An 11,863-nucleotide genomic window follows, 5' to 3' on the forward strand; every position below is an offset into this window, starting at 1 on the left:
GAAGGCGCTCCAGCCATCGAATCCGCTGGTGTCGGAAAAACGCCGAACCCTGGGCGCAAGCTTGCCAGGAAAGGCCGGTTCCGATGCCGCTTTGGCCGTTCGCAAGCTGTCTTGAATGGCCCGTCAAGCCAAGCCGTCAACCACTGACAAAGCTGCCCGACTTGCCGCCGTGCTTTTCCAGCAGCTTCACGTCGTTGATCGTCATGCCACGGTCCACCGCCTTGCACATGTCATAAATCGTCAGCAGGGCGATATTCACGGCCGTCAGCGCTTCCATCTCGACGCCGGTGGGGCCGACGGTTTCCACCGTGGCGGTGCAGGTCACGCTGCCGGTGTCGTTGCCATCTGCCGGGGCCGTCACCAACTCAAGCGCAACGCGTGTCAGCGCCAGCGGGTGGCACAGCGGAATCAGGTCGCTGGTTTTCTTGGCGGCCATGATGCCGGCGATGCGGGCAATGCCCAGCACATCGCCCTTTTTGGCGGAGCCGGAGACGATCAGCGCCAGCGTGGCGGGCTGCATGTCGATGCGGCCCTGCGCGACGGCAATGCGGTGCGTGGCCGCCTTGGCGGCAACATCGACCATGTGGGCCTGGCCCTGGGCGTCGAAATGGGTGAGGGGGGAAATGGGAGAAAGGGGCGTCGTCATGCTGATACAGAACCTTTACAAGGATGCCGCATCATAAGAGGCTTGCCTGCGTCTTTCTTTCGGCCCCAAAGGTGACTGCCCTTGACTTCATTGACCTGCCCCCAAATTTTTAAGCCAGAACGTGCTTTTGCGCACGTCCAGCGGGCGTTGGCAGCTATGGTCCTGATAGCGGTCACCACGGCGTCGCCGGCCCAGTCGCCGGGCGGCGGAACCTTGTTGCCTGCGCCCGGCGCCCGCTCGCTGCCGACGCTGGGCGACAACTCCGATCTGTCGCCTGCGGCCGAACGCCGCATTGGCGACCGCATTGCGGCCAGCATCTACCGCGACCCCGATCTGGTCGAAGACCCGGTGCTGGCCGATTACCTGCAGGGCATCTGGCAGCCCCTGATGACGGCGGCCCGTGCGCGCGGCGAGTTGTCGGCCGAACTTGACGAGCGGTTTGCCTGGGAACTGTTCATGATCCGCGACCGGAGCATCAATGCCTTTGCGCTGCCCGGCGGCTATTTCGGCGTACACCTGGGCCTGATCAGCAGCGTCAGCAGCGCCGATGAGCTGGCCGCCGTGCTGGCGCACGAGATGAGCCATGTCACGCAGCGGCATATTGCGCGCCTGATGACGCAGCAGTCGCGCCAGGCACCGTGGATGCTGGCCGCCATGGTGCTTGGCGCACTGGCGGCCAGCCGGCATCCCGATGCCGGCACGGCCGCGATGGTCGGCGGGCAGGCGATCCTGGCGCAGGGCCAGCTGAATTTTTCGCGCGACATGGAGCGTGAGGCCGACCGCGTCGGCTTTGGCGTGATGCAGGGTGCCGGCTTTGCCAGCCGGGGCATCACGGCCATGTTTGAAAAACTCCAGCAGGCCAACCGGCTCAACGACAACGGCTCGTTTCCCTACCTGCGCTCGCACCCGCTGAACACCGAACGGATTGCCGAGGCGCAGGCCCGCGTGCAGCTGGCGGCGACGGTGGCCGCGCCGTCAGCCGGTCAGCAGGCGGCTGTCGAACGGACGCAGCGCCTGCACGCCATGATGGCCGTACGCGCCCGCATTCTGGCCGTTCCCGGCGTGGACGTGTTGCGCACCCTGGTCGCCGAAGCGCAGCGCAGGTCGGCGGCCTTGCCCGCGTCGGCGGTCTCAGTGGTGAGTGCCCGCGATGCCGGCACGCTTTATGGCGGCGCCTTTGCCGCAGCGCAACTGCGTGATTTCGCTGCGGCGCGCAATCTGCTGGACCGGCTTGCCGGACTTGCCGCCGGTACGGACGCGGCGGGCAAGGCGGTGCAGCTGCTGGCTGTCGAGCTGGACCTGATGGACGGCAAGGTGCCGGCTGCGGCCGCCACGGCCGATATCGGCAAGACCGGCTCGCGGGCCGAACTGCTGCTGATGTCGAAAGCGCTGATGGCGGCGAAACGCGCGCCAGACGTGTCGCAGGCGCTGCAGACCTGGGTGGCCGTGCATCCACGAGATGCTGCCGCCTGGCAGTTGCTGGCCGTCGCCTACGGGCAGCAGAACCAGACGGTGCGCGCCATTCGGGCCGATGCCGAAAGCCGCGCCGCCCAGCTCGACTACGGCGCCGCGCTGGACCGCTTCAAGGCGGCGCAGGGGCTGATGCGCAGCCAGCCGGGCAGCGCCGACTATGTGGAAGCATCGATCATCGACACCCGGACGCGGCAGACCGAGTCAATCATTAAGGAACAGGCGCTCCAGGAGAAAATCGATCGCTAGCTGCAGCACCGAGTAGATCAGCGAACCCAGCAGCGCCGCGCCGAAGCCGTTGACGTTCAGGCCACTGACCAGGCCGGCGGCGGCCCAGAACATCAGGGCATTGACGACAAACAGGAACAGCCCCAGCGTCAGCACCGTCACCGGCAGCGTGAGCAGCACCAGCAGCGGTCGGACCACCATGTTCAGCGCACCGAGCACGGCCGCCGCGACCAGCGCGCCGGTGAAGCTGGTCACCGTCACGCCAGAATAGAGGTAGGCCACCGCCAGCAGGGCGGCGGCGCTCAGGAGCCATTTGAGGATGAGTTTCATGGCTTGAAGGATAGCACCGGCTTGACGCCGCCGCCTGCGCTGCGGACCGGCAGGCGCCTGCGCAAATCCGCAGAGAGCGTGTGGAATTTCCAAAACACCGATACTTTTTGTCACCTGAAAGGGGAGTAGCGACCTTGTGGCTCATTAGCTGCAAGCGCTTGTGCTTCGTCAATACGTTGCCCGTCAAAACGGCAGCCGGAGCACATAAAGGAGCCGTGCGGCTCTTTCCCGCAAGACCTTTTGGGACGCACCTGCGTCTTCCATTTTTTAAAAAGGTCTTGTCATGCAAACCATTGCGCCCCTGTGGCTGTGGGCCGCCTTTATCGGCATTGTTCTGGTGTCCCTGTTCGTTGATTTTGTCGTGCTGAAAAAGCAGGGCGCCCATGACATCGGCGTGAAGGAAGCACTCAACTGGTCGCTGGTCTGGGTCGCGCTGAGCTTCATGTTCAACGGCCTGTTCTGGTGGGCGGTGAGGGACAGCACAGGTTCTGCCGAGATCGCCAACACCAAGTCGCTGGAATTTTTGACCGGCTACCTGATCGAGAAATCGCTGGCGGTGGACAACATCTTTGTCTTCCTGATGATCTTCACCTATTTCGCGGTGCCGTCGCACTACCAGAAGCGGGTGCTGATGATCGGCATCATCGGCGCCATCGTGCTGCGCACCATCATGATTTTGGTGGGCGGCTGGCTGCTGGCGCAGTTCCACTGGATTTTGTACGTGTTCGGCGCCTTCCTGATCCTGACCGGCATCAAGATGTGGTGGGCCGCCGGCAAGGAGCCGGCGCTGGACGACAACCCGGCGCTCAAGCTGCTGCGCCGCATCCTGCCGGTCAGCAAGCATTACGACGGCGAGAAGTTCTGGACTGTCGAGAACGGCAAGAAAATCGCCACGCCGCTGTTCATGGTGATCTGCCTGGTGGCGCTGACCGACGTGATTTTCGCGGTCGACTCGATCCCGGCGATTTTTGCCATCACCAGCGACCCGTTCATCGTGCTGACCAGCAACGTGTTCGCCATTCTGGGCCTGCGCGCCATGTACTTTTTGCTGGCCGCCGTGGCCAACAAGTTCCATTTGCTGAATTACGGCCTGGCGGTGATCCTGGTGTTCATCGGCGCCAAGATGTGCCTGATCGACGTCTACAAGATTCCGGTGATGGCGTCGCTGGGCGTGGTGGTCGGCGTGCTGGCGCTGACCATGCTGCTCAGCGTGCGTTCGGCGTCGGCTGACGTGCCGCGCGGATAAGCCCGGCAGAGAAGCCCCAGCCGGCAGGGGCAAAGGAGCGCGGCCGGGCCGGGCTGGCTATGATTCGCTTCCCATGCCCGGCATCCACATCATCGACCTTGAAGCCGCCATCAATTACTGGCGCCACCGCAACCCTTCGGCCGACGGCGTCAGCCTGGCGCCCGAGGTGCGCGCCCTGGCCGGCATTTATGCGCGCATGGCGCTGGCGCACCAGGACAGCGCCGACGAGGCGGATTTTTCACCCGAGGCGATGCACGCCTGGCATGCCTGGTACGACACCACTGCCGACACGCCGTGTATTGCCATCTGTTCTACCAGCCAGGGCGACGAAGAATGCAAGGGCTGCGGCCGCACCTTCGAAGAAGTGCAGCACTGGCTGTCGATGAGCCCGGTTGAAAAACGCATCACCTGGCGGCGCATCACCCGGCAGGCGACGGCCTGGCGCTTTGGCCGCTACGCCGACCGGGCGCTGGAGAAGAAGTAGTCGGTCGATTGTCTGCTTTTTAGTTAATGCCTACCTTGCTGCAGAGCAATGGTTTTGTTGGTAGTTGTGTTTGGCCTTGCTTGGTGATACGCATGGTGGCTGTCTCTTTTGCTTGCTATTTTTGGGGCTTTGGGTTGCTTCTTCTGTGTTTTGAGGGGTGAGCGCCTTCCCGGCAGGGGGTAACTTTCTTTTCGGGCAAAAAAGAAAGTCACCAAAGAAAGTTGCCTTGGGGCGGGAGCGGATCAGAGCTGAACGCTCTGACGGGCCGTCGCTTCGCTGGGCCCTGGGCACCTGGAGGTTAGTGCTGCTAGCCATGCCTGTGGCTGGCTGGTGCTACCCTTCGTTCGCCAACAGCTTCACGCTCTGCCTGTTCTGGTTTGCTCGCCCTGCGCGCATCAGCGCTGTCCCATCAAGAATTCTTCATCACAAGCGCCACGACTCAGCGTCCTCACGGTCAGGTTACGCCTGCGGCTAATCCGACCTACGAAACTGCCAGCAGTGTTTGAAGAACCAAAAAAACGATCAAGCAGAGCGTGAAGCTGTTGGCGAACGAAGGGTAGCACCAGCAAGCTGCGGCATGGGCTCCTGGCTGCCGATCAGAGAACCCAGGGCCGAGCGAAGCGATGGCCCGACAGAGCGTTCAGCTCTGATCCGATCCCGCCCCAAGGCAACTTTCTTTGGTGACTTTCTTTTTTGCCCGAAAAGAAAGCCACCCCCCGCCGGGCAGGCGCTCACCCCTCAAAACACAGAAAAACCCACTCAAAGCCCAAAAATAGAATCTGAAGCTAGCGAACCGAAAGCTTTAACAGCTATAAGTTTTTAAGTGAAAAAAGCCGTTTCCGCACATCCAGCATACGCTAACAGCTATCAATTCAGGAGTTGCCTGATTCCGGCGTAAACTGCCCGCATGCTTCGCCTGACCCGTGCCCCCAACATTGCCATTGCCGCGCTGTGGACGGACGCGCTGCAGCAGGCCGGCTATTCGGCCAGCGTGCAGCGCTATTTTTTGGGCAGCGTGGCCGGCGAGTTGCCGCCCGACCAGTGCCAGCCGGAAATCTGGCTGACCCACGACCATGAGCAGGCGGGCGCCCGCGCCTTGCTCGACGCGCTGCAGAACATGCCGCAGCGGCGCTGGCTGTGCCGCTGCGGGGAAACGGTCGAGGGCGGCTTCGAGCAGTGCTGGCAGTGCGGCGCCGCCATGCCGGCAGACGTGGCCTGAACGCAGCGCTGGGTCAGTTCAGGGGAAGTTCAACCTTGGGCAGCGCAGCACGCCAGGCGATAAGCGTGAGGGCAATAGTCCACCAGCAGGGGCCCGCAGGCGCAGCGGCCCCCCTCGGGGGGCAGCGCAGTACGCAAAGCGACAAGCGTGGGGGCGCATTCTCCACCAGCCAGGGCCGCGGGACTGGCTTTGCCAGACCGCAGGCGCAGCGGCCCCCTCGGGGGGCAGCGCAGTACGCGAAGCGACAAGCGTGGGGGCTTTTTTTCAGACTCGCCGAGCCAGCTCGGCGGCCATGCCGACATAACTGCCGGGCGTCATCACCAGCAGGCGCTCTTTTTCGGCCTCGGGAATGTCCAGCGAGCGGATCAGGCCGTGCAGGTCTTCCGGCCTGACGGTCTTGCCGCGCGTGACTTCCTTGAGCTTTTCGTAGGCGCCCGCTACGGCGTAGCGGCGCATCACGGTCTGGATCGGCTCGGCCAGCACTTCCCAGGCGCTGTCCAGGTCGGCGGCCAGGTTTTCTTCGTTCAGTTCCAGCTTGTTCAGGCCGATGCACAGCGAGTTGTAGGCCAGCACGGCATAACCCAGCGCCACGCCCATGTTGCGCAGCACGGTCGAGTCGGTCAGGTCGCGCTGCCAGCGGCTGATGGGCAGCTTTTCGCTCATGTGGCGCAGCAGCGCGTTGGACAGGCCCAGGTTGCCCTCGGCGTTTTCAAAGTCAATCGGGTTGACCTTGTGCGGCATGGTCGACGAGCCGATTTCGCCTTCCTTCAGCCGCTGCTTGAAGTAGCCGACGCTGACATAGCCCCAGATGTCGCGCGCCAGGTCGATCAGAATCGTGTTGGTGCGGGCCACGGCGTCGAACAGCTCGGCCATGTAGTCGTGCGGCTCGATCTGGATGCTGTAGGGCTGGAAGGTCAGGCCCAGGCCCAGCGGCTCGGGGGTTTCAATGACGTGGCGGCTGAAGGCTTCCCAGTCGAAGTCGGGCCAGGCGGCCAGGTGGGCGTTGTAGTTGCCCACGGCGCCGTTCATCTTGGCCATCAGCTTGATGCCGGCGATCTTCTCGCGCGTGTTGACCAGGCGCACGACGACGTTGGCCAGTTCCTTGCCGACGGTGGTCGGGCTGGCGGTCTGGCCGTGGGTGCGGCTGAGCATCGGCACGTCGGCATGCGCATGCGCCATCTGGCGCAGCTTGTCGATGACCTTGTCGAGCGCCGGCAGCACCACCAGTTCGCGGCTGCTTTTGAGCTGCAGCGCCTGGCTGGTGTTGTTGATGTCTTCGCTGGTGCAGGCAAAGTGCACGAATTCGCTGGCGGCCTGCAACTCGGGCCGGGCCTCGAACTTGGACTTGATCCAGTATTCGACCGCTTTCACGTCGTGGTTGGTGGTTTTTTCAATGGTTTTGATGGCCAGCGCGTCGGTTTCGCTGAAGTTCTTCACCAGGCCGAGCAGGTAGGTGCGCGCACCGGGGCTCAGGGGTTTGAATTCGGCGAATCTGGCATCGGACAGCGCGATGAACCAGGCGATTTCAACCTGGACCCGGCGGTGCATATAGCCTTGCTCGGACATCAGGGGGCGCAAGGTGGCAAGTTTGGCGACGTATCGGCCGTCCAGCGGCGACAGTGCGTTGATGGGTGAAAAGCTCATGCGGGCGATTGTAGGCCGCACGGGTGAAAACACCGGCCATGTTGCATCGCAGCAGAATTTCCCGCCGGGACGCCGCTGTCCTTCAGCCGACAGCCTGAATCGATAGAATGCTGGTTTACCCCGTCCACGACAAGAACATCGCACATCATGAAACTCATCGGATCCGCCACCAGTCCCTATGTCCGCAAGGTGCGCATTGTGATGGCCGAGAAAAAGCTCGATTACCAGTTTGTGCTGGAAGACGTCTGGGCGGCAACCACCGCCATGAGCCTGTCCAACCCGCTGGGCAAGGTGCCGTGCCTGATCATGGAGGCGGGGGAGGCGATTTTCGATTCGCGCGTGATTGTTGAATACCTGGACACGCTGTCGCCGGTGGGCAAGCTGATTCCCCCGCAGGGCCGCGAGCGCGCCGAAGTCAAGACCTGGGAAGCGCTGGCCGATGGCGTCATGGACGCCGCGCTGCTCGCCCGGCTGGAAGCCACCTGGGCCGGCCGCAGTGCCGAGCAGCGCAGCGATGCCTGGATTGCGCGGCAGATGGGAAAGATCGACACCGCGCTGCACGCCATGAGCAAGGGTCTGGGCGACAAGGCCCACTGTAGCGGCGTTCATTTCAGCCTGTCGGATGTGGCGGTGGGTTCGGCGCTGGGTTACCTGGACTTTCGTTTTCCCGACGTGCAGTGGCGCGACACCCATCCCCAGCTCGCCAGGCTGTATGACAAGCTGGCCCTGCGGCCGAGTTTCGTGGAAACGCAGGCTGGCTGAGGTTCCCCGGGATTACTGCCGCGCGCGCTGCTTGAGCCAGCGCATCAGCCGCCCGACCAGCGGCAGCTTTTCATACAGTTCCTCGGCCGCATCCCAGTAGTCGCGGTGAAAATCCAGCAGCCCGGCTGCATTGAACTTCAGATGCGAACCGCCGCGCACGGTCTGCAGCGTCCGGGTGTCAAAGCGCTTGAAGTGGAAAATAAAATCCCAGGTCAGGAAACATGCGCCGCCATCGACGATGCAGCCGGTCACCACGAAACGCGGCTGCTCCAGCGACTCGTACATGTGGTCGAACACTTGCCGGATGGCGGGCAAGCCCCGCACCTCGTTGAACGGGTCCTTGAAATAGGCCCCGGGCGCGTACAGCGCACCGAGTCGGTCCAGGCCGGCCGGCGTCAGGGTTTCGAAAAAATCAACGACGCGTGCGGCGGCCTCGCGCATGGGCGTTTCGGTTCCAGGGAGACGGTTCATGGCGTCAGGCTTCACAGCGAGGTGATCCTGCGAACAGCCGCAAAACGCGCGCCATAGGGCAGCAGGCGCAAGATTTTCATCCAGTGGGTAAAGCGCTTGGGAAAGTGGATTTCAAACTCGCCCTTGCGCCAGCCCTTCAGGATTTCCTGCGCCGCCTGTGGGGGTGTGATCAGCGCGGGCATGCTGAACTGGTTTTGCGCTGTCAGCGGCGTCTCGACAAAACCCGGACACACCAGGCTCACGCCAATGCCGCTGTCCTTCAGGTCCAGGTACAGCGTTTCGGCCAGGTTGATCAGCGCCGCCTTGGTCGGCCCGTAGGCCAGGCTCTGGGGCAGGCCGGTGTAGCCCGCCACGCTGCTGATCAGGCTGATATGGCCGGACTTTTGCGCCAGCAGGGCCGGCAGCACCGCATCGAGCAGGTACAGCGCGCCGCAGTAGTTCACCTCGTTGTGCCTGAGCATCTCGGCCAGGTCAAAAGCGGTGGCGCGCAGTTCCTTGTAGTAGCCGGCGCAGTACATCGCCAGATCAAGCGGGCCGGTGGCCAGCAGGGTTTGCGCTGCTGTTTTCAGCGCCAGCCGGTCGGTGACATCGAGCGGCAGCGCCACGGCGCCCGGATGGCTTTGCACAAAGCCGGCCAGCGCCTCGGCATTGCGCGCTGAAACGAACACGTTTGCGCCCGCCGCATGCAAGGCATGCGCCGTGGCCTGGCCGATGCCGCTGGACGCGCCGACCAGCCAGACGGTTTTGCCGCGCCAGTCGGCAAGCTGAGGATTGAAGGACATCGTGCTGAGTTTTCTGCTGGTTATGAATTTGATAGCTGCTTGTGCCCGTCCTGCCTGCGCAAACGGCCTTTTTCATGCATTTTTAGCGCTTCACGAAGGACAGCGTGACCTCGCCCAGCCCAAAACCGAACTTGCTCATCTTCGCCTTGTTCAGCATCACCTTGTCGTTCATCAAATACATCCAGTCGTCAAACTGCACCTCGATGATGCGGCCATCGACCGGCAGCTTGAGCGTGTAGCCCCAGCGAAAGGCGTTGCCTTTTTCCTGACCGGCGGCCTCGCCCACCACATCGCCGGCCGTGCCGGTGTAGCGCCCGTCGGGCTGGCGCTTGAGCGTCCAGACGCGGCGGTCTTTGGTGCCGTCGGAATAGGTGAAGTTTTCGTCCAGCACACCGGTTTCCGCGCCGGGCGGGCCGCTCCAGCTGCAATTCATGACGACGGTGAAGCGCTTGACGACCTTGCCCGAGCGGTCGGTGAACAACCCGTAGGCGTCCAGCGTGCCGTTGAAGTACTGGCGCATGTCCAGTACCGGCTGCTCGGCAGCGTAGTCGGTGACTTGCGGGCCGGCGCAGCCCGTCAGCAGCGCGGCCGACAGCAGGAACGCCGGCAATACGCCCTTGAAAAGCCGGGTGGGTGTGGGGATGCAGGTCATGTGGGAACCCTTTCAGAAGAGTGGATCAGGAAAAACCAGGCGCTGCTTGCTGCCAGCAGCTTCAGGATGCAGGGCAGCACGCAATAGGCCACGACCAGCGCATCAAGCGCGGCAGCGTCGCGGCTGCCGGGTGTATAGCCAAAAAAACCCAGCAGTGGCAGCGCCAGTCCGGCGGCCAGTGCCAGGTTGAGCTTGGTGGCGAAATTCCACCAGCCGAAGTAGGCGCCTTCGGCCTTGCCGGAATGACCGTCGGCCTGGATCACGCCGGCCAGCAGCGCGCCTGGCAGCGCCAGGTCGGTTCCCAGCGCCACGCCCGACAGCGCGCAAACCAGCGCAAAGGCCACGGTCTGGCCGGCGTCCAATTGCGTCGCCCAGGCAAACACGGCAATCGCCAGCGCCATGCCGGCCAGCCAGGTGCGCGCCAGCCCCAGCCGTTTGACGACCACCAGCCAGAGCGGAATCGACAGCGCCGCCGCCAGGAAATAGCTGCCCAGGAACAGCGGCTCCATGCTTTGCGGCGCCTGCAGCCGGTCCTGGATGAAAAACAGCACCAGCGTGGCCGGCACGGCGCTGGCAATGCCGTTGAGCATGAACACCGCCAGCAGCCGGCGAAAGGCGCGCGACCGCCAGGGCAACCACAGCGCGCCAGCCGCCGGCACATGGCCGGTGCGCCGCGCCACCGGCACGGGCGCCCGGCGCCAGGCCAGCCAGCCGACCAGCAGCGCTACAAAAAAGAGAGCTGTTGTCGCAGGCAGGCCCAGCGCTACCGGCGTAATCGACGCCAAAACCACGCCGACCAGGCCAAGTCCTTCGCGCCAGGCAACGATGCGGCTGCGCTGCGCCTCGTTACCGCCTAGCATCGCGCCCCAGGACTGGTGCGACACGCTGAGCGCGCTGTAGGCCGCATAGGTCAGCACCAGGCTGGCGCTGGCCCAGGCGGCCAGTGCGAAGGGCGAAGCCTGCACCGCCTGCAGTGGAAAGAACAGCAGGGTAAAGCCCAGCGCCAGCGTCACCGCCGCCAGCGCGCCCAGGCGCAGCACCGATGCGGCAGAGCGCGCGAACAGCCGGTCGCTGAGCCGGCCCAGCAGCGGGTCGATCAGCGCATCGAACAACCGGGCGCCGAGCAAAATCGCGCCCAACAGCGCCAGCGACATGCCGAATTCACGCGCGTAGTGGTTCGGCAGGATGACGTAGAGCGGCAGCGCCACGAAGGCCAGCGGCAGGCCCAGCAGGCCGTAGGCCAGGCCGTTGCGGGCAGAAAACGCCTGCGGCTCGGCCACAGCCTGCGCAGACGCCGATGCCGGCGAAGGCGTGGCCTGCGAAGCCGCCGCCCAAGTCATTCGCCGCTTCCTGCCAGCAGGGCTTCGCGCATCCGGGGCTCGGAGGTGTCGGGCGACAGCCAGATGCCGAAGAACAGCCGGGCAAAGTCGGCATCAGGCACCTCGCCGCTGGCCCGGCCATTGACCCAGAAGGCCGCGCCCTGACCGGGCCGGTGCACGCCGGTGATGCGGTCGCCCTTGCGCACGTCCGGAATCACCCGCAGCAGCTCGGCCTTCCACAGCGCGGCCTGCGCGTCGCTGACCGGCTGGCTGCGGCGCATTTCCTTCAATGAACGCTCGGCAATGTCGGCCGCCTGGAAATTGCGCAGGTAGTTCAGTTCCAGCGCCAGCGCCGACCCGGCAAAGCTGGCGGCGTTGAAAGGGGCTGGCGCCCACAGGCGGGCGTCATAGATGTCGAATCCCCAGACGGTCAGCCGCGCCTGGCCGATGAGTCTGGCCCGGGGCAGGGCGCTCAGCTCGGGCCGCGATGGCGTCGCGCCAGCGTGGCTGGCAGCCCGCTCGGGCGCGACGGGCAGCGCGGACAGCTGCGCCAGCGCCGCACCGGACCACAGCAACGCGGCGAAACCGGCAAGCAGCGCGCGTTTCATGG

Annotated in this window: 13 protein-coding genes; 5 read left to right on the top strand and 8 right to left on the bottom strand. The window is 64.2% G+C overall.

Features of this window, described 5'->3' with window-relative positions; genetic code table 11:
- Positions 1–136: 136 nt before the first annotated feature.
- Positions 137–625 carry a cyclic pyranopterin monophosphate synthase MoaC gene (gene moaC / locus GZ092_RS07450; RefSeq protein WP_293635809.1) on the bottom strand — a complete coding sequence of 163 codons (489 nt, stop codon included), beginning with the start codon at positions 623–625 and terminating at the stop codon, positions 137–139.
- Positions 626–802: 177 nt separating this feature from the next.
- On the opposite strand from moaC, the gene GZ092_RS07455 reads away from it, so the two are divergent.
- Positions 803–2,365 (top strand): M48 family metalloprotease, encoded by a 1,563-nt coding sequence (locus GZ092_RS07455; RefSeq protein WP_293635762.1) that lies wholly within the window; start codon positions 803–805, stop codon positions 2,363–2,365.
- On the opposite strand, the gene GZ092_RS07460 is transcribed toward GZ092_RS07455, so the two are convergent.
- Positions 2,321–2,674, bottom strand: a complete 354-nt coding sequence (locus GZ092_RS07460) for a phage holin family protein (protein WP_293635763.1) — start codon at positions 2,672–2,674, stop codon at positions 2,321–2,323. The genes GZ092_RS07455 and GZ092_RS07460 overlap by 45 nt on opposite strands.
- A 283-nt stretch (positions 2,675–2,957) precedes the next feature.
- Here GZ092_RS07460 and GZ092_RS07465 point away from each other — a divergent pair, with 283 nt between their 5' ends.
- The 3 genes from GZ092_RS07465 (at position 2,958) to GZ092_RS07475 (ending at position 5,623) form a co-directional block, all read left to right on the top strand.
- Entirely contained in the window at positions 2,958–3,920 is a 963-nt protein-coding gene (locus GZ092_RS07465) for a TerC family protein (protein WP_293635764.1), read from the top strand.
- Between the two features lie 73 nt (positions 3,921–3,993).
- Positions 3,994–4,404, top strand: a complete 411-nt coding sequence (locus GZ092_RS07470; RefSeq protein ID WP_293635765.1) for a DUF3717 domain-containing protein — start codon at positions 3,994–3,996, stop codon at positions 4,402–4,404.
- A 907-nt stretch (positions 4,405–5,311) separates the two neighbouring features.
- Positions 5,312–5,623 (top strand): DUF2007 domain-containing protein, encoded by a 312-nt coding sequence (locus GZ092_RS07475; RefSeq protein ID WP_293635766.1) that lies wholly within the window; start codon positions 5,312–5,314, stop codon positions 5,621–5,623.
- 264 nt (positions 5,624–5,887) lie between these two features.
- Here the strand turns inward: GZ092_RS07475 and purB are convergent, their stop codons facing one another.
- Positions 5,888–7,267 (bottom strand): adenylosuccinate lyase, encoded by a 1,380-nt coding sequence (gene purB, locus GZ092_RS07480; protein ID WP_293635767.1) that lies wholly within the window; start codon positions 7,265–7,267, stop codon positions 5,888–5,890.
- A gap of 147 nt (positions 7,268–7,414) precedes the next feature.
- On the opposite strand from purB, the gene GZ092_RS07485 reads away from it, so the two are divergent.
- Positions 7,415–8,029 carry a glutathione S-transferase N-terminal domain-containing protein gene (locus GZ092_RS07485; RefSeq protein WP_293635768.1) on the top strand — a complete coding sequence of 205 codons (615 nt, stop codon included), beginning with the start codon at positions 7,415–7,417 and terminating at the stop codon, positions 8,027–8,029.
- A 12-nt stretch (positions 8,030–8,041) separates the two neighbouring features.
- Here GZ092_RS07485 and GZ092_RS07490 read toward each other — a convergent pair whose 3' ends face one another.
- The 5 genes from GZ092_RS07490 to GZ092_RS07510 form a co-directional block, all read right to left on the bottom strand.
- Positions 8,042–8,500: a nuclear transport factor 2 family protein gene (locus tag GZ092_RS07490; protein ID WP_293635769.1), complete on the bottom strand. Its 459-nt coding sequence runs from the start codon at positions 8,498–8,500 to the stop codon at positions 8,042–8,044.
- A gap of 11 nt (positions 8,501–8,511) precedes the next feature.
- Positions 8,512–9,282 (bottom strand): SDR family NAD(P)-dependent oxidoreductase, encoded by a 771-nt coding sequence (locus GZ092_RS07495; protein WP_293635770.1) that lies wholly within the window; start codon positions 9,280–9,282, stop codon positions 8,512–8,514.
- Between the two features lie 82 nt (positions 9,283–9,364).
- Positions 9,365–9,934 carry a DUF3833 domain-containing protein gene (locus GZ092_RS07500; protein ID WP_293635771.1) on the bottom strand — a complete coding sequence of 190 codons (570 nt, stop codon included), beginning with the start codon at positions 9,932–9,934 and terminating at the stop codon, positions 9,365–9,367.
- Positions 9,931–11,274, bottom strand: a complete 1,344-nt coding sequence (locus tag GZ092_RS07505; RefSeq protein ID WP_293635772.1) for an MFS transporter — start codon at positions 11,272–11,274, stop codon at positions 9,931–9,933. Before GZ092_RS07505 ends, GZ092_RS07500 begins: the two co-directional genes overlap by 4 nt.
- Positions 11,271–11,861, bottom strand: a complete 591-nt coding sequence (locus GZ092_RS07510; protein WP_293635773.1) for a chalcone isomerase family protein — start codon at positions 11,859–11,861, stop codon at positions 11,271–11,273. The genes GZ092_RS07505 and GZ092_RS07510 overlap by 4 nt, the downstream gene beginning before the upstream one ends.
- Positions 11,862–11,863 lie beyond the last annotated feature (2 nt).

The sequence above is a fragment of the Polaromonas sp. genome, from assembly GCF_010365105.1.
Classification (GTDB): domain Bacteria; phylum Pseudomonadota; class Gammaproteobacteria; order Burkholderiales; family Burkholderiaceae_C; genus Polaromonas.

What these genes read in the sequence shown, in the direction of transcription:
- GZ092_RS07505 (WP_293635772.1), bottom strand. Translation starts at nt 11,274, where the DNA reads ATGACTTGGGCGGCGGCTTCGCAGGCCACGCCTTCGCCGGCATCGGCG.
- GZ092_RS07510 (WP_293635773.1), bottom strand. Translation starts at nt 11,861, where the DNA reads ATGAAACGCGCGCTGCTTGCCGGTTTCGCCGCGTTGCTGTGGTCCGGT.
- GZ092_RS07490 (WP_293635769.1), bottom strand. Translation starts at nt 8,500, where the DNA reads ATGAACCGTCTCCCTGGAACCGAAACGCCCATGCGCGAGGCCGCCGCA.
- GZ092_RS07495 (WP_293635770.1), bottom strand. Translation starts at nt 9,282, where the DNA reads ATGTCCTTCAATCCTCAGCTTGCCGACTGGCGCGGCAAAACCGTCTGG.
- GZ092_RS07460 (WP_293635763.1), bottom strand. Translation starts at nt 2,674, where the DNA reads ATGAAACTCATCCTCAAATGGCTCCTGAGCGCCGCCGCCCTGCTGGCG.
- GZ092_RS07465 (WP_293635764.1), top strand. Translation starts at nt 2,958, where the DNA reads ATGCAAACCATTGCGCCCCTGTGGCTGTGGGCCGCCTTTATCGGCATT.
- purB (WP_293635767.1), bottom strand. Translation starts at nt 7,267, where the DNA reads ATGAGCTTTTCACCCATCAACGCACTGTCGCCGCTGGACGGCCGATAC.
- GZ092_RS07485 (WP_293635768.1), top strand. Translation starts at nt 7,415, where the DNA reads ATGAAACTCATCGGATCCGCCACCAGTCCCTATGTCCGCAAGGTGCGC.
- GZ092_RS07455 (WP_293635762.1), top strand. Translation starts at nt 803, where the DNA reads ATGGTCCTGATAGCGGTCACCACGGCGTCGCCGGCCCAGTCGCCGGGC.
- GZ092_RS07475 (WP_293635766.1), top strand. Translation starts at nt 5,312, where the DNA reads ATGCTTCGCCTGACCCGTGCCCCCAACATTGCCATTGCCGCGCTGTGG.
- GZ092_RS07500 (WP_293635771.1), bottom strand. Translation starts at nt 9,934, where the DNA reads ATGACCTGCATCCCCACACCCACCCGGCTTTTCAAGGGCGTATTGCCG.
- GZ092_RS07470 (WP_293635765.1), top strand. Translation starts at nt 3,994, where the DNA reads ATGCCCGGCATCCACATCATCGACCTTGAAGCCGCCATCAATTACTGG.